26 protein-coding genes are annotated in these 19,393 nt (G+C 69.7%); 14 read left to right on the top strand and 12 right to left on the bottom strand.

Annotated elements, in window-relative coordinates:
* Positions 1-25: 25 nt before the first annotated feature.
* Positions 26-400, top strand: a complete 375-nt coding sequence (locus KME78_RS62125) for a VOC family protein (RefSeq protein ID WP_219539660.1) — start codon at positions 26-28, stop codon at positions 398-400.
* A 6-nt stretch (positions 401-406) separates the two neighbouring features.
* Here KME78_RS62125 and KME78_RS66925 read toward each other — a convergent pair whose 3' ends face one another.
* The 4 genes from KME78_RS66925 to KME78_RS62110 form a co-directional block, all read right to left on the bottom strand.
* Positions 407-541: a hypothetical protein gene (locus tag KME78_RS66925; RefSeq protein WP_281429225.1), complete on the bottom strand. Its 135-nt coding sequence runs from the start codon at positions 539-541 to the stop codon at positions 407-409.
* Between the two features lie 70 nt (positions 542-611).
* Positions 612-1,277 carry a DUF4097 family beta strand repeat-containing protein gene (locus tag KME78_RS62120; RefSeq protein WP_219539675.1) on the bottom strand — a complete coding sequence of 222 codons (666 nt, stop codon included), beginning with the start codon at positions 1,275-1,277 and terminating at the stop codon, positions 612-614.
* A gap of 239 nt (positions 1,278-1,516) precedes the next feature.
* Positions 1,517-2,347 carry a TIGR02452 family protein gene (locus KME78_RS62115; RefSeq protein ID WP_308127598.1) on the bottom strand — a complete coding sequence of 277 codons (831 nt, stop codon included), beginning with the start codon at positions 2,345-2,347 and terminating at the stop codon, positions 1,517-1,519.
* A gap of 349 nt (positions 2,348-2,696) precedes the next feature.
* Positions 2,697-3,158, bottom strand: a complete 462-nt coding sequence (locus KME78_RS62110; protein WP_246655067.1) for a YybH family protein — start codon at positions 3,156-3,158, stop codon at positions 2,697-2,699.
* A 17-nt stretch (positions 3,159-3,175) separates the two neighbouring features.
* Between KME78_RS62110 and KME78_RS62105 the strand changes: the two genes are divergently transcribed.
* From KME78_RS62105 to KME78_RS62095, 3 genes are all read left to right on the top strand, one after another.
* Positions 3,176-3,583 carry a winged helix-turn-helix transcriptional regulator gene (locus KME78_RS62105; protein WP_219539659.1) on the top strand — a complete coding sequence of 136 codons (408 nt, stop codon included), beginning with the start codon at positions 3,176-3,178 and terminating at the stop codon, positions 3,581-3,583.
* Between the two features lie 102 nt (positions 3,584-3,685).
* Positions 3,686-4,276, top strand: coding sequence for an RNA polymerase sigma factor (locus KME78_RS62100; protein WP_219539658.1), 591 nt, complete (start codon positions 3,686-3,688; stop codon positions 4,274-4,276).
* Positions 4,269-5,249: a CU044_5270 family protein gene (locus KME78_RS62095; protein WP_219539657.1), complete on the top strand. Its 981-nt coding sequence runs from the start codon at positions 4,269-4,271 to the stop codon at positions 5,247-5,249. Before KME78_RS62100 ends, KME78_RS62095 begins: the two co-directional genes overlap by 8 nt.
* Positions 5,250-5,262: 13 nt before the next feature.
* Here the strand turns inward: KME78_RS62095 and KME78_RS62090 are convergent, their stop codons facing one another.
* Complete coding sequence (locus KME78_RS62090; protein ID WP_246655064.1) at positions 5,263-6,105, bottom strand: PhzF family phenazine biosynthesis protein; 843 nt, start codon at positions 6,103-6,105, stop codon at positions 5,263-5,265.
* A gap of 69 nt (positions 6,106-6,174) precedes the next feature.
* Between KME78_RS62090 and KME78_RS62085 the strand changes: the two genes are divergently transcribed.
* From KME78_RS62085 to KME78_RS62075, 3 genes are all read left to right on the top strand, one after another.
* Entirely contained in the window at positions 6,175-6,504 is a 330-nt protein-coding gene (locus KME78_RS62085; RefSeq protein WP_219539655.1) for an ArsR/SmtB family transcription factor, read from the top strand.
* Positions 6,501-6,770 carry a hypothetical protein gene (locus KME78_RS62080; protein ID WP_219539654.1) on the top strand — a complete coding sequence of 90 codons (270 nt, stop codon included), beginning with the start codon at positions 6,501-6,503 and terminating at the stop codon, positions 6,768-6,770. Before KME78_RS62085 ends, KME78_RS62080 begins: the two co-directional genes overlap by 4 nt.
* Positions 6,771-6,893: 123 nt before the next feature.
* The gene (locus tag KME78_RS62075; protein ID WP_219539653.1) at positions 6,894-9,104 is read left to right on the top strand and encodes an MMPL family transporter; all 2,211 of its coding nucleotides are present in this window, start codon (positions 6,894-6,896) and stop codon (positions 9,102-9,104) included.
* On the opposite strand, the gene KME78_RS62070 is transcribed toward KME78_RS62075, so the two are convergent.
* The gene (locus KME78_RS62070) at positions 9,094-10,491 is read right to left on the bottom strand and encodes an MFS transporter (protein ID WP_308127597.1); all 1,398 of its coding nucleotides are present in this window, start codon (positions 10,489-10,491) and stop codon (positions 9,094-9,096) included. The two genes, KME78_RS62075 and KME78_RS62070, sit on opposite strands and share 11 nt — an antisense overlap.
* Complete coding sequence (locus KME78_RS62065) at positions 10,488-10,640, bottom strand: SDR family NAD(P)-dependent oxidoreductase (RefSeq protein WP_219539652.1); 153 nt, start codon at positions 10,638-10,640, stop codon at positions 10,488-10,490. Before KME78_RS62065 ends, KME78_RS62070 begins: the two co-directional genes overlap by 4 nt.
* Before the next feature lie 125 nt (positions 10,641-10,765).
* Between KME78_RS62065 and KME78_RS62060 the strand changes: the two genes are divergently transcribed.
* From KME78_RS62060 to KME78_RS62035, 6 genes are all read left to right on the top strand, one after another.
* Positions 10,766-11,467, top strand: coding sequence for a TetR/AcrR family transcriptional regulator (locus KME78_RS62060; RefSeq protein WP_219539651.1), 702 nt, complete (start codon positions 10,766-10,768; stop codon positions 11,465-11,467).
* 83 nt (positions 11,468-11,550) lie between these two features.
* Positions 11,551-12,051 (top strand): SigE family RNA polymerase sigma factor, encoded by a 501-nt coding sequence (locus KME78_RS62055; RefSeq protein WP_219539650.1) that lies wholly within the window; start codon positions 11,551-11,553, stop codon positions 12,049-12,051.
* A complete protein-coding gene (locus tag KME78_RS62050; RefSeq protein ID WP_219539649.1) occupies positions 12,048-12,866 on the top strand; it encodes a hypothetical protein in 819 nt (272 codons plus the stop codon). Before KME78_RS62055 ends, KME78_RS62050 begins: the two co-directional genes overlap by 4 nt.
* Positions 12,867-12,982: 116 nt before the next feature.
* On the top strand, positions 12,983-13,930 hold the full coding sequence (locus tag KME78_RS62045) for a sporulation protein (RefSeq protein ID WP_219539648.1): 948 nt from the start codon (positions 12,983-12,985) through the stop codon (positions 13,928-13,930).
* 49 nt (positions 13,931-13,979) lie between these two features.
* Complete coding sequence (locus KME78_RS62040) at positions 13,980-14,441, top strand: hypothetical protein (RefSeq protein WP_219539647.1); 462 nt, start codon at positions 13,980-13,982, stop codon at positions 14,439-14,441.
* Positions 14,442-14,502: 61 nt separating this feature from the next.
* Positions 14,503-14,961, top strand: a complete 459-nt coding sequence (locus tag KME78_RS62035; RefSeq protein ID WP_219539646.1) for a molybdopterin-binding protein — start codon at positions 14,503-14,505, stop codon at positions 14,959-14,961.
* On the opposite strand, the gene KME78_RS62030 is transcribed toward KME78_RS62035, so the two are convergent.
* The 5 genes from KME78_RS62030 to KME78_RS62010 are packed head-to-tail and all read right to left on the bottom strand — an operon-like array spanning position 14,950 to position 18,303.
* Complete coding sequence (locus KME78_RS62030; RefSeq protein ID WP_219539645.1) at positions 14,950-15,201, bottom strand: hypothetical protein; 252 nt, start codon at positions 15,199-15,201, stop codon at positions 14,950-14,952. The two genes, KME78_RS62035 and KME78_RS62030, sit on opposite strands and share 12 nt — an antisense overlap.
* On the bottom strand, positions 15,198-16,235 hold the full coding sequence (locus KME78_RS62025) for an ABC transporter ATP-binding protein (RefSeq protein ID WP_219539644.1): 1,038 nt from the start codon (positions 16,233-16,235) through the stop codon (positions 15,198-15,200). Before KME78_RS62025 ends, KME78_RS62030 begins: the two co-directional genes overlap by 4 nt.
* Complete coding sequence (locus tag KME78_RS62020; RefSeq protein WP_219539643.1) at positions 16,232-17,065, bottom strand: ABC transporter permease; 834 nt, start codon at positions 17,063-17,065, stop codon at positions 16,232-16,234. The genes KME78_RS62025 and KME78_RS62020 overlap by 4 nt, the downstream gene beginning before the upstream one ends.
* A 5-nt stretch (positions 17,066-17,070) precedes the next feature.
* Positions 17,071-17,877, bottom strand: coding sequence for a molybdate ABC transporter substrate-binding protein (gene modA, locus KME78_RS62015; protein ID WP_219539642.1), 807 nt, complete (start codon positions 17,875-17,877; stop codon positions 17,071-17,073).
* Between the two features lie 12 nt (positions 17,878-17,889).
* Complete coding sequence (locus tag KME78_RS62010; protein WP_219539641.1) at positions 17,890-18,303, bottom strand: TOBE domain-containing protein; 414 nt, start codon at positions 18,301-18,303, stop codon at positions 17,890-17,892.
* Between the two features lie 397 nt (positions 18,304-18,700).
* On the opposite strand from KME78_RS62010, the gene KME78_RS62005 reads away from it, so the two are divergent.
* Positions 18,701-18,868, top strand: coding sequence for a hypothetical protein (locus KME78_RS62005; RefSeq protein ID WP_219539640.1), 168 nt, complete (start codon positions 18,701-18,703; stop codon positions 18,866-18,868).
* Positions 18,869-19,393 lie beyond the last annotated feature (525 nt).

The following is a 19,393-nucleotide window of genomic DNA, read 5'->3' as shown; positions in this document are numbered from 1 at the left end:
CTTCGGCACACCCAGGGAGACCCCCATGAACTTCGTCTCGATCCGGATCATCACCAGCGACGTGGCGCGCCTCGTCGAGTTCTACGAGCGCGCCACAGGGACGGCGGCGACGTGGGCCACCGAGGACTTCGCCGAGCTCAGAACGCCCAACGCCACCCTCGCGATCGCCGGCGTCCGCACCGTCCCGCTGTTCGCCCCCGGCTCCGCCCGCCCGGCGGACAACCACAGCGTGATCGTCGAGTTCCGCGTCGACGACGTGGACCGCGTCTATAGGGAGCTGACCGGTTTCGTCACCGACTTCGTCACCGAGCCGACGACGATGCCCTGGGGCAACCGGTCGCTGCTGTTCCGCGACCCGGACGGCAACCTCGTCAACTTCTTCACCCCCGTACGCGCCTAGATGCGCTCACAAAGATCGCCAGAAACTCCAGGGGCCCTGGATCGCGAGCGCGTGAAGGTCGAGTTCGGCCGGCCTGGGGATCTGCCGCAGCAGTCGGGTGTCGTCCAGGAGGTCGTTGTCGAACCGGCCATCAGAGCGCACGGTGCGTCGCTCATGGGCTTCCATGAACGACGCACGGCGGTCGGGGATGAACTCTGGAGGCCTCCGCAGGTCACAGGCTGCGGGCGGTGATGTCGCCGTGGGAGGTGGTGGCGTGGATGTCGAGTTCGGTGGTGCCGTCGTTCTTGAGGGCGTTGGTGATGCGGCCGTGGCTGGTGCCGGCGTTCAGGGTGGCTGAGACGCCGGTGGCGGCGGTGATCGAGATGTCGCCGGACTGGGTGCTCAGCGCGACCTTGCCGCTCGTGGCTTCGGCGATCCGGATGTCGCCCCGTGTGGTGCTGATCTCGGCGGGGCCGCCCAGCCGGCCGACCTCGACGTCGCCGTCGACCGCGGTCAGGCGGATGCTCGCCGCCTCGTCGATGCTGATCTGGCTGTAGGCGCCGTCGAAGACGACGTCGCCGAGGCGGCCGATGGCCTGGAGTTCGGTGCTGGCCGCCTTGGCCTCGATGCGGGAGCCGGCGGGCAACTGGATCGTCACCTGGATGGATCCGGACGGGCCGAAGTACTGGTTGTTCGTCTCGGCGTTCTCGATCCGCAGGAGGCCGTCGGCGTAGGCGACCGTGGTCTGCTCGGCCGCCTTCACATCACGGCTCTTGGCCGCGTTCACGGGCACGACCTCGACGGTGGTGTCGGCCCGGTCGGCGGCGATGAACCGCACGCGCCCGGCGGGGATGTGCAGGACGGCGGAGATCGGGGCGGGGGTGTCGAACGTCTGCATCATGCGCTCCTTGTTCGGTGTGGCCCAGTTCGCAGCCCCGAGGCCGCGATCGCTGAACCGTTCATGGCTCAACCATCACCGACCGCTCTGATACCGCACCGTCGCCGCCCTGACGCCGCCACTGACACGACACCGCGATTGGGCCGAGGACGTCCGGCACGTTCATGAGCGTCGCGTACGAACAGGATGGTCTTCACTGACCGGACTCCCAGCCCCAACGGCGTCGGATCCGGCAGCCCTCATGGCCTGGTGAAACGGTCGGCGAACGCGGCTCTGTTCGCGGAATCGGGTGAGCGGTCCCAGACCGCGAAAACAACCCGTTCGAACACGGTCGAGAACGCGCCGTCTGCAGCGAGATGGTGGTGAAATGCCGCGGCGACCTGGTGCGGGTCGTTGCGGAACACCCCGCATCCCCAGGCGCCGAGGACCAGCTGGCGTACGCCGTGGTGGGCGGCCACGGCCAGCACTCGTTCCGCACGCTGGTAGAGGACACGCTCGATTCGGCTCCGCGCGCTCGGCTCACGGCGCAGCACTTGTCCGGCGTTGGGAGCGGGGCAGGTCAGGAACGAGACCGGATACGGGTCGGTCAGCAATCGGCCGTCGTCGTCGCGGTGCACGGGAACGTCGGGGGACCAGATGACGCGGTCACTGTAGAGCAGGTCAGGGGAGTCGCGGTGGGCGGCGTAGTAGTCGGGGGCCTGAAGGAGGCAGGGGTACAACAGAGCGTTGCGACAGAGATCCTCTTCCTGCGCTTTGGCGCCGCCGAGGTAGCCGCCCCCGGGGTTACGGGCCGAGGCGAAGTTCAGGACGGCGATCCGTTCGGCCCCGGCGAGGTGCAGCCGTCGCGCGGCCTGAAGGCTGTCCTCAGCCGTCACCTCGAAAGACGTCCGGTGACCGGTCGCCGTGTGGGGCACATCGACGAGCCCGTCCGGTGGATGGCTCACGGTGCCGGAGACCGCTGCCTCCAGTGCCGGGCCCACGACGACGATGGTGCCGTCATCGGTCGTGTACTGGCCATCGGTGATGATCTGGGCGTTGACGCCCGCGATCCCACGCAATCTTCTGCTCACGCGTCCGCATGGTAGGCCGTGACCGGCTCACCGGGCGAACAGTTTCACCCGGCTACGAACCCGCCCCCGTGAACAACGACGATCTCGGCAACGCAGCGTTATCGGCGCACCCCTGTTCGACCGCAGCTCCAGGACGGTGCGGCTCACCTCGATCGGCGAGCAGCTTCAGCGTGACCTCAGCGCCGGATACCGGCAGATCACCGCCGGGATCGACGCCGCGGCCCAGGCCGTCCACGGCCCATCCGGGACCCTGACCCTGGGTACGATGGGCGCGCTCCCCCAGGCGATCAGCGAGATCCTGGAGCGGTTCCAGCCCGGTCATCGACAGCTGAGACTGCGGCGATCGGCCCTAGTGAAGATCACGAACGGGTTGGCCATCGGTTCTCTGGCGCACGCCGAAGGGGTTGTCGATGACATATCGCCAGCGTCCGTCCGGCCCGCGTCGGGCGACATCGGTGGCGGTGTCCTCGATGTGCACCGGTCGTCCATCGCGATCCGTCCCGTCGATGACCCAGTCCACGATCAGCAACGCGATGTCGCCCGCGGTATAGACGTGCCGTGGCCGAACGATGATCGGCAGCCCGAGGCCCACGAACCGGCCATTGGCGGCGCGGGCCTGCGTCCCGGTCAGCGCGGAGCCCGGCTCGGCGACGAACACCGCCCCGCTCTCATACACCTCCGCCACCGCCGCCAGATCGCCGCTGTTGAACCGCTCGGCGAACACCATGGGCACATCCTCGGGACGTTCAGCAAGCCGGCCCATCATCAACGCATTTCCTTCCAGCAGGTAGAAATCATCCAGACGCCGCAACGCTAGGAGGCTCCCTCGTGACTCACCAAACGGTTGGTCACCCGACCCAGCCGGGCCTGCCCGACGACCCTCGCGCGAACGTCGCCGAACCCACTCCGCACTGCCCAGTGGAGATCACCCTCGCGGCCCTGCGTGGCCGCTGGACAACCTTGGTGATCCGCGAACTCCTGCATGGCGACCACACCTTCACCGAACTCCGCCAAGCACTCCCCACGCTGTCGGACAAGGTCCTGTCCGACCGTCTCGCACACCTCACCCAAGCCGGTGTCCTCGATCGCCATCGCCGGCCCGGCTGGCCTCCCCGCACGCACTACCGGCTCACCGCGCAAGGGCGCCGCCTCGGCCCCGTCCTCCAAGAACTCTGGGACTGGGGCGCCCAGCACCAGCCCCCAGGCGACCCAGGACCGGTCACACCCGACACATGATCCAGTGAGCTCCTGTGGCGCAGATCACATCTCATAACGCGAACTCGCGCCAGCCGTACGGGCGAAAGCTGACGAACCAGCGCGTACGGACAGGAGCACCATGTGATCGCCGAAGAATTCGGCAGAACCGACGACGCCGAGCTGATAAGGCGCTCGGAGCGCGTTCCGGAGGACTTCGCCGACCTGTTCGACCGGCACGCGCCCGCCATGCGGCGGTATGTCGCCAGGCGGCTGGGCCCCTCCCTGGCCGACGACATCGTCTCCGACACCTTCCTGGCCGCCTTCCAGCGCCGCCACCGCTACGACCCGAGCCATCCCGACGCGCGGCCCTGGCTGTACGGCATCGCCGCCCGGCTCATCAGCCGGCATCGGCGGGTGGAGATCCGGTTCTACCGGGCGCTGGTCCGCAGCGGCGTCGACGAGATCGCCGAGCCGTACGCCGAGCGCGTCGACGATCGGGTCGCCGCGCAGCAGACCGGGCTGGCGGCGGCTCTGGCGCAGTTGTCACCCGGTGACCGGGAGGTGCTGTTACTCGTCGCCTGGGCTGACATGTCGTATGAGGACGTAGCACGCGCACTGGGCATCCCGATCGGCACCGTCAGATCCCGCCTGCACCGGGCCAGGGTCAAGACGCGCCAGGCGCTCGGCGGATCCAACCCTGTGGCCACCCGAGAGGAGTCTTTCGATGGATGACCTGCGATCGCTGCGCGCCTGGCGCGCCGAGGTCCCCGAGCCGGGCCAGGAGTGGATCATCCCGCAGCGCCGGCGGCTGCTGACGCGGATCCGGGGGCGCGGGCGGGCACTGGGGCGCCGCCTGCTCGTGATCGGGGCGCTGGGGGCCGCCGCCGCGCTCGCCGTGGCCACTCTGCGGCCGGAGCCGTCTACCCCGGACCGGGAGGGCACGCCGCCGGTTGTCCGGCTCGACTCCAGCGTGGTGCTGGCCCACGCCGCCGAGGTGGCCGGCCGGCGAAGGAGCGCTCAGGTGCCCTTGCCGACGCAGTGGCAGTACACCAAGACCCTGGACAAGCAGCCGACCTCGGACACGATCGTGACCCGCGAACACTGGATGCGCTACGACGGCATGCAGACCGCCGGCTTCGGCGAGGACGGCAAGCTGCACGTCGGCCCCGAGGAAGATCCCCGGGATCCAGGCGATGACGACCTGACGCCGCAGCAGTACGACGCCAAGCTCCGCGAACTGCCGACCGACCCGAAGAAGCTGCTGGCCAAGGTCACAGGCGATCGCCACTGGATCGAGGGGGCACGCGAGGAGGGCGTTCCCAGGAGCGTCGCACCCGCCAACGTTCGCGCCTATCACGTGATCATGCTCTACCTGAGCAGGTACGGCACGATGCCACCGAAGCTGGAGGCGGCCATGTATCGCGCTCTGGCCCTCATACCCGGCGTCCGGATCGAGCAGGGCGTGCGCGACGCCGCCGGCCGCAGTGGACTGGGCGTCTGGCTGGAGCGAACCGGCGATGCGTGGGCCAACCGCGAATACAAGATCCTGGATCCGGCTACCTACCGCTACCTGGGTAGCCGGATGGTCTGGCTGCGTGATGACCTGCCGCCCGGCATGAGCCGACCCGTCGCCCGCAAGGGAGCGGTCTGGAGCACGGCCCTGCTGTCGTCGGTGATCGTCGACCGTCCCGGCCAGCGAGGCTGAGCGGCCGTAGTGGCTACTGGATGGGCACCGCGGTGCCGGAGACCTTGACGCGAGAGTCGCCGGGAATGGTGCTACAGGTCAGAAGGCTGGGCCGCCCCATGTCGACGCCCTGGTGAATGGTGAGAACGGCGCCGTCTTCCAGGCGGCCCAGCGTACGCAGGTAGCCGGTGAAGGCGGCGGCCGCGGCGCCGGTGGCCGGGTCCTCGACGACGCCGCCAGGCGGGAACGGGTCGCGGGCGTGGAAGACGGTGGGGGATTCCGGCCAGAAGAGGTGGACGGTGGTCCATCCCAGGTCAGCCATGATCTTGCCCAAGGCCTCGAAGTCGTAGTCGAGATCGGCCAGGCGACCCCGGCTGGCCGCGGCCAGGACGAGATGGTCGTTGCCGGCGTTGGCGACGTGCGCCGGGTAGGCGGGGTCCAGGTCGTCGGCCGACCAGCCCAGTGCGGCGAGCACGGGCCGTACCTCCTCCTCTTCGGAGGCCGGGCGGGTGGAGGCCGGCGGACTGGTCAGGGTGGCGGTGATCTCGCCGGCCGGATCCGCGGCGATCTCCACCGGGACCGGGCCCGCCTGGGTGGCGAGGTTCACGGTGCCGGGGCCGATCCGCTCGCCGAGCGCGACCGAGGCCGCGATCGTCGCGTGGCCGCAGAAGGCGACCTCGGCCAGGGAGCTGAAGTACTGGATGCGGTACTGGCGCTCGTCCGTCGGGTGCAGGAAGGCGGTCTCGGAGTAGCCGAGTTCGGCGGCGATGGCGAGCATCTCCGCGTCTGACAGCTCCCGGGCGTCCAAGACCACCCCGGCGGGGTTGCCGCCAGTGGGAGTGGTGGTGAATGCCGTATACCTCAGGACTTCGTTCATGCGGTCATCATGGCGCATAATCATTTCTAGGCACCTGCTAATGTTTGTTGGCATGTGCTGGAGGTTGAGGTGAGCGATCCCGCGCCGACGGGAGACGATCTGGTGCGGGTGCTGGCCACCTTGTCCAACCCGCACCGGCTGCGCGTCATCGCGGCCCTCGCCGGCGGCCGAAACTACGTGAGCCGACTGGCGCGTGAGCTCGGCATCAGCAGGGCGCTGCTCCAGGTCCACCTGAAGAAGCTGGAGGCCGCCGGTCTGGTTTCCTCGCAGCTGGAGCTGTCGGAAGAAGGAAAGGCAATGAAGTACTACGAGCTACGCAGGTTCTCGGTCCACCTGACGCCGGAGCGCATCCTGGACGCCGTACGGACGCTGACCACCGACAAGGGCTCCGAGCGATGAACGAGCACGAGTGGCAGGAGGTCATCGGCACCATCGGCATGTTCGTCCTGGTCACCGCGGTAATCGTCACGGTCGTCTGGCAATTCGCCATCTCCTGGCGGGCCAAGGCTCAGCTGGCCCGCGAGGCCGAGTACAAGAAGATCGCCGAGACCGCCACCGAGTCCCAGCAGCACATCGGCCAGCAGCTCGCCGAGATCAATGATCAGCTCTCGGCGCTGCGCGACCGTACCGACGCCATCGAGCGGGTGCTCAAGGACGTCGAGTAGTCCCCGAGGCATGGTTCCGGGCCGCCGAGCTGCAACTCGACGGCCCGGGAGCGGGGAGACGAACCACCTCGCCGACAGGCGAGCTCCACAGGAACACTCCACCAAGAACGAGGAGAGCAGTTCATGCTGCCCGAAAGCAAATCGGCCCCTCGCGCCAGCACGCCGCCCGGCCCACGGGCGGCCAGGACCGGCGTGATCGCAGCCGTCGCGGGGTGGTCCGTCCGGCACCGCACCCTGGCCATCGCCGGCTGGCTCGCGCTGGTCCTGGCCGCCGTGCTGTCCAGCGCGCTGGTCTCGGGTGACGACGCGCGCGCCGTCGACGCCGGTGAGGCGGGCCGGGCCGGGCAGATGGTGAACGCCCAGCGCGGCGACAACTCCGTACGCGAGAACGTGCTGATCCAGCCGCACGACGGCACAGGACGCTTCTCCGACGACCCGGAGCTGCGCGCCGCCGCGAAAGACCTGGTGACCCTGCTGGGCCGGACACCGGAGGCGGTTCGGGACATCGGCTCGCCGCTGGCCGCGCAGGGTGAGCGCTGGGTGTCGCGTGACGGTCGTTCCGGGCTGGTCACCTTCGAGGTGGCCGGTCCGGACGAACGGCGCGCCGACCACGCAGCCGCCGCCGGTGCGGCCGTGGAGCAGGCGCGGCGGCTACATCCTGGGGTGCGCTTCAGCCAGGCGGGCGACGGCAGTCTGTCCGGCGCGGTCGACGCGGGCATCAAGGACGACCTGGGGCGCGCCGAGACGACGTCCCTGCCGCTGACCATCGTGATCCTGCTGGCCGTGTTCGGCTCGCTGATCGCCGCCGGGATCCCGCTGCTTCTGTCGGCGACCGTCGTGGCGGCCACGTTCGGACTGCTGGGGTTCATCGGGCAGTGGGTGCCGTTCAACAGTGCCGCCTCGGCCATCGTGCTGCTGATCGGGATGGCCGTCGGCATCGACTACTCGCTGTTCTATCTGCGCCGGGTCCGGGAGGAACGCGCCGCGGGCCATGACGTGCGCGAGGCGCTGCGGCGTACCGCCGAGACGTCGGGGCACGCGATCGTGGCCTCCGGATTGACCGTGATGCTCTGCCTGGTCGGGCTGCTGTTCACCGGCGTGGACGTGTTCAAGGGCCTGACCGCCGGCACGGTGCTGGTCGTCGGTCTGGCCGTGCTCGGCTCACTGACGGTGCTGCCCGCGCTGCTGGCCGCTCTGGGGCACCGGGTGGACTGGGCCCGCATCCCCTGGCTGGGCCGGCGCAGGATCGCGGCCGAGGAGTCCCGCGTCTGGGGGCGGGTGGCCCGGGCCGTGGTCGCCCGGCCGGTGCTGTGCGGGGCCGCCGCGGGCCTGGTGCTGGTGGTGCTGGCGCTGCCCGTACTCGGCATCCGGCTCCAGGACGCGGCCGTGACCGCCAGCCTGCCGCCCGGCATCTCCCCGGCGGTGGACGCCGCGACCGCGATGCAGCGCGCGTTTCCCGGCGCGGCGACGGCCGCCCGTGTGGTCCTCGTACGCGAGGACGGCGGCCCGGCCGACACCCGGCAGGTGCGCGCCGCGATCGAAGGGCTGCACCGGCAGGCAGCCACCAGCGATGGCCTGCTGCTCGAACCGATCACCGCTGTCCCGGTCGGTCAGGCGATGGTGGTACGGGTGCCGCTGGCCGGGGCCGTCACCGACCCGGTGGCCGATCGGGCGCTGGCCATGCTCCGCGAGCGGGCGCTGCCCGCGGCGTTCGGGCAGGTGACCGGCGTCTCCTACGCGGTGACCGGCAAGACCGCCATAGCCCACGATTTCGCCGAGCAGGTGAACGACCAGACCCCGACCGTGGTCGTTTTCATCCTCGCCTTGGCGTTCGTGCTGCTCGCCCTGACGTTCCGCTCGTGGACGGTCCCGCTCATGTCCATCCTGCTCAACCTGCTGTCCATCGGTGCCGCGTGCGGGGTGCTGGTCTGGGTCTTCCAGGACGGCAATCTGGAGTCGCTGCTGGGGTTCGGCTCCTATGGCGGGGTGGTGAGCTGGCTGCCGCTGTTCATGTTCGTCATCCTGTTCGGGCTGAGCATGGACTACCACATCTTCATCCTCAGCCGGATCAAGGAACGACGGCTCGGCGGAGCCTCCGCCCGCGAGGCGATCGTTGGCGGCATCGCGGCCAGCGCCGGGGTGGTCAGCGGCGCGGCGTTCATCATGATCGGCGTTTTCACGGTCTTCGTGACGCTGTCCGCCATCGAGTACAAGATGCTGGGACTCGGCATGGCGGTTGCCATCCTCATCGACGCGACCGTGGTCCGCGGCGTACTGCTGCCGGCCGCGATGGCGCTGCTCGGCGAGCGAACCTGGCAGAGACTCAGCCGCTGACGGGAGTGACAGCCGCCTTCGGACGGGGAAGGGCAAGAGCCAGCAGACCGCCCAGAACGGAGGCGGTGCCGCCGATCCACATCGCCGTGCGCAGACCGTTCAGCACCGCCTGCGCCGCAGGTGGATCGCCCAAGCCCGCCGTGGCGACCGCCACCAGGACGGCCAGGCCCGCCGCACCGCCGAGCTGCTGGGCGGTGGTGGCCACGGCGGACGCGATGCCCGCCTCGCTGGGGCGTACGCCCGAGGCGGCGCAGACGAACATCGCCGGGAAGGTCACGCCGCCCCCGATGCCCCAGACCACCACGCCCGGCAGCAGCATCCAGTAGGAGGCTCCGGCCGACATGGCCACCGCCAGCAGGACCATGCCCGTGCCGTTCACGGCCATCCCGGCGAACAGCGTCGCGCGGGGACCCCAGCGGGCGAGCAGCGCGCCGGCCAGCCGCAGCGACGCGCCCATGGAGATGACCGTCAGCGGAACGAAGGCGAGCCCGGCCGCCAGTGCTTCGTACCCGAGCACCCCCTGCAGGTAGGTGGTGAACAGGTAGTACGCGCCGCCCAAGGCACTCTGGAAGACCAGGATCACACCGATCGCCGTCACCAGCCCGCGATCGGCGAACAGCCGCAGCGGCACCAGTGCGTTCTTCGTTCTCCCCTCGACCAGGGCGAATGCCGCCAGCAGCAGCAGACCGGCCGCCAGCGCGCCCAGACCGCGCACCGAGACCCACCCCGCCTCCGGGCCACTGACCAGCCCGAGCACCAGCAGCGCCGATCCGAGCGTGGCCAGGACGGCGCCGGGCACGTCGAACCCACCGCGCGTCACCGCGTGCCGTTCGTCCGGCGGAAGTACGGCCGGGGCGAGCGCGGCGGCGGCCAACGCCGGCGGCACCAGGACGAACAGCACCCACTCCCAGCCCCATGCCTGGGTGAGCAGGCCGCCTGACAACGCGCCGACGGCCAGCCCGCCGCTGCCGGCCGCCCCCCAGACGGCCAGCGCGCGGGTCCGCGCCGGGCCCTCCTCGAACCGCGTGTTGATCAGCATCAGGGTGGCGGGGGACAGCAGCGCAGCACCGAACCCTTGCACCGCCCGCGCGGCGACGAGTAAGCCCGGCTCAGTGGCGAACCCGCCGGCCAGGCACGCCAACCCGAAGATCACCGAGCCGAGCATGAACACCCGCCGTCCACCCACCCGGTCGACGAGCCGCCCGCCGAACAGCAGGAACCCACCGAACGCGACCGCGTACGCGCTGACGACCCACTGCAGCGACTGGGCGGAGAAGCCGATGGCCCGCCCGATATCGGGTAGCGCGACATAGACGATGTTGTAGTCGACCGCGACGGTGAACTGGGCGAACGCCAAGAGCGCCAGCATCCGGCCGGGCCGGGTCACGAGGCGACCTTCACGGCGCCGAGCTCGGCGACCGCCCTATCGACGAGCAGCGCGGCGCCTTCGGCGGTGAGCGCGCGCACGATCGCCAGCCCGATGCCACGGCCGGCACCGGTGACCATGGCGGTGTTTCTGGACAGACCCAGATTCATATTCGATCTCCTTCATTCGGCTGCCAAACACGCCGTCGAGAAACTGAACCGCGTGTAGTTACTGAACGAAGATTAGCCACTGAACGCTGTAGGCTGTCAAGCGTGGTTAACCAGAGGGCGATCAGATGCTGAACCGGCGCGCCCGCCTGCGGGCCGAGACCATTGCCGAGATCCGCGCGATCGCGTTGAAGCTCATGGCCGAGGGCGGCCCCGACGCGATCTCGCTGCGCGCCATCGCGCGCGAGATGGGCATGACCGCGGGCGCCATCTACGGCTACTTCCCGACCCGCGACGACCTGATCACCACGCTGATCCGGGACGTGCACACCTCGCTGGTCGACGCGCTGGAGGCGGCGCGCGACACCGTACCCCCGGATGATCCCGCCGGACGGATCCTGGCGTGGGCGCTGGCCTTCCGCGAGTGGGCGCTGGCCAACCCGCAGGGCTTCCGGCTGATCTACGGCGACCCGGTGCCCGGCTACCAGATCCCCGAGGGCGGTGCCGCGCCCGAGGCCGAACACCGCACCTGTATGGGACTGACTGGCCTCGTCGCCGGCGCCTGGCCGCGGACCGAACGGATCCGTCCCACGGACGCCTACGACTGGACCGACTTCGAGGAAGCCCTGGTCGCGAAGGTCCGCGCGGAGTTTCCCGGCCTGCCGCCCGCCGCGATCGCCGAGGCGCTGCGCATGTGGGGCCGCCTGCACGGCCTGCTCTCCCTGGAGATCTACGGTCATCTGAGCGGCCAGACCCGCAACCCGGCCAAGGTCTACCGCACCGAGATCACCGAGCTGATCCGGTCCCTGGGCCTCACCTCGCCCAGCTGAACATTTTGGTACGAGACGCCTGTCATCCGTTCGCGCCTCCCAAGCGGTAGTCATCGCCGGAGACAACGAGACGGAGATGATCGATGGACGACGGGTTCGCCGAATATGTGGCACAGCGGCACTTACGGCTGTGCCGGATGGCATACCTCCTCGCCCGGGACTGGGGCACGGCCGAGGATCTGGTGCAGACCGCGCTGGCGAAGGCATGGATCGCCTGGCGGCGGATCGAAGGAAATCCCGACCCCTACGTCTATCGGATCATCGTGAACACCCACGCGTCGTGGTGGCGCAGGCGGTGGCGCGGGGAAGTGCCGGCCGAGAGCATCCCTGAGACGGCCGATCCACGCGACCCGGCCGCCGAGGTGGCCGACCAGGCCGCGATGTGGAGCGCCATCGGCACTCTTTCTTCGCGCCAGCGCGCGGTGGTCGTTCTGCACTACTTCGAGGGACGGACACTCACCCAGGTCGCCGACATCGTCGGGTGCTCACTGGGGGCGGTGAAGAGCCAGCTCAGCCGAGCCCTCACCCGTCTTCGGGTCGATCCGGATATTCAGACCATGAGCTTGGAGAGGGTCCAGCGATGAGGCACACCGAGAGCGACCTGAGGCAGTTCCTGACCGAGTTCGGCCAGGACCCCGCGAGCGGCGAACCGCCTGCTCATCTCGACGCGATCGTACGGCGGGGCCGCCGCATCCGCCGTACCCGGCGGGCGCTGACGGCTGGGTCGGCCATGGCCGTCGCCGTCGTGGCCGCCGGACTGGTGAACGGCCTGCTGGCCGGACCACCCAAGGCGGACAGGACGTCAGTGGCGAACCGCCCTGCGGACTCGGCTCAGGTCGATCCCGGGCCGAAGCTCCCCGCGAGCTATCCCGTGAGGCTGGGGGCCGAGAAATTCGATCTCCCCCTCATCCACTCCCAGCGGTTCGAGACGACGGGCGTCGGCCGGACGGTGACCTTCACTCCGACCAGTTTCTCCACCGGGTACACGGTGGTCTGCGACGATCCGCAGGCGTGGGTGATCATCAAGGGAAAGGGCAAGGGCGGTGAACCGAATGGTGTGGCCGCACGGTGCGGGGTTTCAGTGGGCGGGCACAACGACCAGCTTTCGGCACCCGCCGACTGGCTCAAGCATCCACAGTCCCTGCAAATCTGGGTATTTCCGGCGGACGCCCCGATCTCTGAGGCGGCGAAAACCGTCAAGGATTGCCAGCCGCCCCTGACGCCGAAAGAGTGCGACGAGAGCGCCGTTACCCAAGTGCTGTGGCAGCCCGAAGTGCGCGAACGGCTGTCGGCCGAAGTCGGTGAACGTCCAGGCAGCTGGGCCGTAGGGATCTACGACCGACCCGCCGGTGTCGAGTCCGTACCGAGCGGCGAACCTTCGGCAGTCAAACCTGGGTGATCCCCTGCGTCACCCTCACAAGACACGCTTTACTCGGCCCCTGGAACCCGGTCCTCGCGCTGATCGTTAAGGCGGGCGGCTGACACAACCAATCTCGACAACAGGGAGACGACAGCGTGGTCTTCAAGCGGATGCTGGGTGCCTTCGGCGTGGGCGCGCCCTCGGTGGACACCGTCCTATCCACCCCGCGGATCCGGCCGGGCGGCATGCTGGCCGGCGAGGTACGGCTCAAGGGCGGCGACTTCGACGCCGAGATCGAGCACATCACCCTCGGCCTCGTGGCCCGGGTGGAGATCGAGCACGGCGAGGGTGAGCACGCCGGGCTCGGCGAGTTCTCCCGTGCCCAGGTCTCGGCCCCGTTCACGCTGCGTCAAGGCGAGGACCGCAGCCTCGACTTCCAGATCCCGGTGCCGTGGGAGACGCCGATCAGCGAGATCGACGGACAGCCCCTGACCGGCATGGCGCTGGGCGTACGCACCGAACTGGCCATCGCCAAGGCCATCGACAAGGGCGACCTCGACATGATCGCGGTCGAGCCCCTGCCCTCCCAGCTCCGCATCCTGCAGGCGTTCCTGCAGCTCGGTTTCCAGTTCAAGGCCGCCGATCTGGAGGCCGGCCGGCTGTACGGCGTGCACCAGGACCTGCCGTTCTACCAGGAGATCGAGTTCTACCCGCCGGCCCAGCACGCCGGAGTCGTGGGCGAGGTCGAGGTCACCTTCGTGGCCGGGCCGGCGGGTCTGGACGTCATCCTGGAGGCCGACAAGCGTGCCGGCCGTTACTCCGGTGACGCCATCGGCCGCTTCCACGTCAGCCACGACGACGCGCTGCACACCGACTGGCCCGGCGAGCTCGACCGCTGGCTGGCCGGGCTGACCCAATACGGCCACGCCGGGCTGCTCGGCGGCCACGGCTCCGACCACGAGTTCCATGGTCACGACGGCGGCCCTGGCTGGGGAACGGTGGCGGCGGCCGGAGCCGCGGGCCTGGTCGGCGGGTTCGTCGCGGCCGAGGTCGCCGAAGAGATCTTCGAAGGCGATGAGGGGGACGAAGGAGGCGACTGGTAGACGCGTTCGACGCCGGCCATACCGTTCCGGCCCGTAGGGTCACACTCTGATGGAAATCGTCTTCATAGCCCTGCTCCTGCTGATGCTGGCCTGGCCGGTGCCGGCGCTGGCGGCTCTCGTGCTTCCGGCGCTCGCGCTGCGAGCCCGAGGCCGTCGGCGGGCGGGTTGGTGGCTGCCCGCGGCGGCGCTGTGTGCGGCGATCGCCGCCTACGGGTACGGGCTGAAGTCGACGACCTTCGGGGCACTGACCGACCCGGACGACCGGTGCGGGCTGGTCCGGCCGGACCTGTACAGCTACGGCTACCGTGGTCCGGCGAGCGGGTCGCAGGACATGTGGCCGCTGCACGACACCACCTGCGGCCCCGACCTGGTGCCCGGCTTCGTCAACCCGCTGGTGGCCGGATCGGTGACGCTGTTCGCGGCCTCCGTCGTGTGGTTCCTCATACGCGATGTCTATCCACGCATCTCCTTGGCATTTGCCGCCAGTAAGAGGACAAAGACTGGCAGATGAGTGTCATCCAGACGGGCAGCGGGCATGCGGAAGTCAGCTGCCGTTTGGCGAGGAGGGGCCGGTGAAGCCCATGTCGATCGACCTGCATGCGCAACTGTCGGGTGAGGTGCGCGCGCCGACCTGGCTGAGTGTGGCCACGCTACGGTCGATGCCGCAGCGGGAGACGACGGTGAGCTTCGAGTGCCGTACCTTCGGCTTGCGGCGCCACCACTTCAGCGGGGCGCTGCTCATCGACGTGCTCCGGTCGGCCGAGCCGCTGTTCGACCCGGACGAACGCAAGGACCGGCTGCGCTTCCTGATCTCGGTACTGGGGCGGGACGGCCATCGCGCGGTGCTGTCGTGGGGTGAGATCGATCCGGAGTTCGGCAACACCCCGGCACTGCTCGCCGTCAGCATGGACTGCCGGGATCTCGACGATCAGGGCCCGCACCTGGTGGTGCCGGGAGATCGCTGCGGGGCCAGGCACATCAGTCAGATCGCGGAGATCAGGTTGTGCGCCGACGACCGGTTATGGGGATGAATGCCCGCAAGAATAGGGCGCACCCACCCAATGCAGGGCGATGTACGCCTCCGCCTGGCCGCAGTAGCGCACCCGCTCGCGGGTGACGCGGTAGCGGGCGCCGGTCTCGGGCTCGTCGGGCGAGCGCCGCGGGACGGGCACCGTCAAGAGGCCGATGTCCTGGTCGATGTGGGTGAGCAGGCCGTGGCACGGGCCACCGAGGCAGATGGCGTTGCCGTCATGGCAGTCGTCGGCGTTCATGCCGGGTAGGCGTGCGTCTCGGTGGCCTTCACCGACGCCCAGATCCGCTGGCCGGGGGTGAGGTCGAGGTCGGCGACGGCGGCCGGGGTGATGTCGGCGAAGGCGGTGATGGGGCCGTCGAGGTGGACGCGTACGTTGTCGCCGTGCCGCTCGATGCCCTCGATCGTGGCGTGCCACAGGTTGCGCGGGCTGCCGTCGGGGCGAGTGCGGTAGAGGGCGACGGCGGCGGGCGGGAAGGCCACGAACACAGGGCCTTGGAGGTGCTCGGTGGTGCTGAGCAGGAGGTCGCCCACCTTGACCCGATGGCCGTCGGCCAGGCCCTGGTAGAGGTTGAGCCCGACCAGCCGGGCCACATAGTCGGTACGGGGCTGACGGGCCACTTCGGCGGGCCCGCCTTGCTGGACGATGGCGCCGTTCTCGATCACGATGAGCCGGTCGGCGAGCACCATGGCGTCGAGCGGGTCATGGGTGACCAGAACGGTGGCACCGTCGAAGTCGGCCAGATGCCGGCGCAACTGCGAGCGGACCTCCAGCCGGGTGTGCGCGTCGAGCGCCGCGAGCGGCTCGTCGAGCAGCAGCAGGCGCGGGTGTACGGCCAGCGCGCGGGCCAGGGCGACCCGCTGGGCCTGGCCGCCGGAAAGTTGCCGGGGCTTGGCGGCGGCGCGGTCGGCCAGACCGACGCGTTCCAGCAGGGCGGCGGCGGTACGGCGGGCCTCGGCCTTGGAGGCGCCGTGGCAGCGCGGCCCGAAGGCGACGTTGTCCAGCGCCGTCAGATGAGGGAAGAGCAGGTAGTCCTGGAAGACCATGCCGATCGGCCGCTCTTCGGCGGCCTGGGCGTGCAGCGGGAGGCCGTCGAGGGTGATCTGCCCATCGGACAGGGGAGTGAGCCCGGCCAGGGCGCGCAGGGCGGTGGTCTTGCCCGCGCCGTTCGGACCGAGCAGCGCGACCACTTCGCCGGGGGCGGCCTCCAGGGCGATGTCGAGAGCGAACGCGGGCCGGGTGACGACCAGCCGGGCCCACAGGCCGTCCGTCATGGGGAGTTCACCCACCGATCGCGCAGGCTCGACAGGATGATCACCGAGACGGCGAGCAGGACGAGACTGAGCACGATGGCGGCCTCCGGCTCGGTCTCCAGCGCCAGGTAGACGGCCAGGGGCATGGTCTGGGTGGTGCCGGGGAAGTTGCCGGCGAAGGTGATGGTGGCGCCGAACTCACCCAGCGCCCGCGCCCAGCACAGCACCGCCCCGGCCACGACGCCCGGCGCGATGAGCGGCAGCGTGACGCGCCGGAACACGATCCAGCGCGTGGCCCCGAGCGTGGCGGCCGCCTCCTCGAAGCGCTGGTCGGCGGCGCGTAGCGCGCCTTCGACACTGATCACCAGGAACGGCATCGCCACGAACGCCTCGGCGACGACGACCCCGGCGGTGGTGAAGGGCAGCGTGACGCCGAACGTCGCCTCCAGCCACTGCCCGATCAGACCCCGCCGGCCCAGTACGAGCAGCAGCGCGACCCCGCCGACCACCGGCGGCAGCACCAGCGGCACGGTGACCAGGGCCCGCACCAGCCGCCGGCCGGGGAACGACACCCGGGCCAGCAGCCAGGCCAGCGGCACCCCGAGCAGCAGGCACACGGCCGTCGCGATGGTGGCGGTCACCAGCGACAGCCGCAGCGCCTGCAGCACCTGCGGCTCGGCCAGCCGTTCCAGCATGGTCGGCCAGGGCGCTCGTACCAGCAATCCGGCCAGCGGCAACACCAGGAAGGCCAGCCCGAGCACGGCCGGCACCACCAGCACCCAGGGCAGACGACCAGATGCCCCGCTGGGCAACTGTTCGCGGCGGGACCGGTGCGGCGCTGCAGAAGTCATCTCGGTCAGGGAGCCTCGAACCCGGCCTTGGCCAGCACGTCCTTGCCCTGCGGCGACAGCACCAGGTCGACGAACTGCTTGGCCAGGTCACCCGCGGGCGCCTTGGTCAGGGTGGCGATCGGGTAGTCGTTGATCGCCTTGTCCGCCTCGGGGAAGGCGATGCCCTTCACCTTGCCCGCCGAGGCGATCACGTCGGTCTTGTAGACCAGCGCGGCGTCCACCTCCCCGAGCTCTACCTTGGTCAGGGTGGCCTTGACGTCCTGCTCCAGGGTGACCGGCTTGACCTTCAGCCCGGCCGCGTCCAGCGCCTTGACCGCCGCCGCGCCGCACGGCACCTGCTCGGCGCACAGAGCGACCTTCACCTTGGCGTCGGTCAGGTCTTTCAGGTCGTCCACCTTGGCCGGATTGTCGGCGGGTACGGCGATCTGCAGCTTGTTGCGGACGAACGTGGTCGGCGCGCTCGCAAGGGAGGCGTCGGCCACCGTCTTCATCGTGGCCGGACTGGCCGCGGCGAACACGTCGGCCGGAGCCCCCTGGGTGATCTGCTGGGCCAGCGTGGCGCTGGAGCCGAAGTTGAACTTCACGGTGGTGCCCGGGTGGGCGGCCTCGAAGGTCTTGCCGAGTTCGGTGAACGTACCGGTCAGCGACGCGGCGGCGAACACCGTCACCTCCTTGGCCCCGCCACCGGCAGACGCCGAAGCCGAGGCGGAGGTGCCGGACGTGGCCGGTTCGCCGGAGCCGCAGCCGGCCAGGCCCGCCAGCGCGAGCACGACGGGCACGGCGATCGCCCACCGGGAAAGACGCCTGAACACCAATGTGGCTCCTTACTGGCTGCCGGCCACGCGTTCGTGGCCGGGAATCTCGACGACGACGTTGGTGGACTTGATCACGGCGACCGCCACCACCCCCGGCTCCAGACCCAGCTCATCAGCGGCCTGACGGCTCATCAGCGACACCACCCGGTACGGTCCGGCCGCGATCTCCACCTGCGCCATCACCGCGTCCCGGATCACCTCGGTCACGATCCCGCGAAAGCGGTTACGCGCCGAGGACCGGCCACCATCGCTGGCCGCCTCGATCTGCGCACGGGCGAAGGCAGCCAGATCCGCGCCGTCCAGACGCCGATGGCCGTGCTCGTCCCGCCCGGCCGCCAGCCGTCCCGCGTCCACCCACCGGCGCACGGTGTCGGAGCTGACCCCGAGCAACGCGGCGGCCTCGCTGATCCGGAACGTCGTCACAAGCAATCACCATACCCTTCGCACATTCCAGGCTGAAGACCGGTCCATCGCCGCAAGCGCGGCACGATCAGTAGTTTTGTCATGGCATCCACGAGATCCTGCCCGATACCCGCCCACCCAAAGAGGCCCTCCGCTGCGCTCCGGACGTTCTCTCCCCCCACCCGTTACCCGATTCGGTGGTGGGCCGTCTGATGCCCACCCGCCCACAACGGCCCTCCGCTTCGCTCCGGACGCTCTCCCAGGCGGGCTGACGCCCGCCCCCTGAAGGACCTCGCTGCGCTCGGGCGCCTCTTCCCAAGAACGCTTCGCCGGGCCGGCTAGGTGGAGCCGGACAAGATGGACTCGAAACCGCACCGATTCCTATCCCTGGCACCCACCCGCCGATCTCCTCGATGCGATGGTGCGCAGGCAGGCCAACGTCTCCGACGTCGAGGCAGCGAACCTCGCCAACCCCGAACTCATGCCGACCCGTCGCCGCCACGCCGAAGCAGCCGTCGCCTGGGCCACCGCCGACCGCGAACTCATCCTCCAGCACGAGACGCTCCTGCTATCCGCATTGCGATGATCGCGTCTTCCTGCACTCTTCTGGCAGGCGCTCTCGGAGAGGAACCACTCCCTCGTGAACGTGCGCATCATCGGGCAGGCCGCCGGACTGTTGCCATCACTAACATCGACGACATCGTGATCCTCGCGCTGTTCTTCGCCCAAGGGGCCGGGCACCGCAACCGCCTTCGGCGCATTTTCCTGCCCCAGCGCGTCATCCCCTACCTCGGCTTGCTGCCCCTAGTAGCTCTCAAGGCCGCCTGGCAGGCCATGGCGCGACCACGCCAACGGCGAGAACGCCGATATCGAGCAGACCAAGGCAGGCGGTTCCAGGGCGTTGGAGGCTGCCGCAGTCACCTTTGCCAACGGCTGCGACAACATCGGCGTCTACTGGAAAATGGCCAGTGCTCCTGCCTTCATGACTCCGTTGCCCAATTCGGTGGGTCATGCGGTGAGTGTCAGGTCGAGGCGCGCGAAGTGTGAGACTCGGGTCGCGCCGAGGGGTGTCTGGGTGAGCCAGGCGTCCAGGCGGATGAGGTTGATCGCG

The organism is Nonomuraea guangzhouensis, assembly GCF_019396345.1.
GTDB lineage: Bacteria > Actinomycetota > Actinomycetes > Streptosporangiales > Streptosporangiaceae > Nonomuraea > Nonomuraea guangzhouensis.
This window is presented reverse-complemented; position numbering and strand designations above follow the sequence as displayed.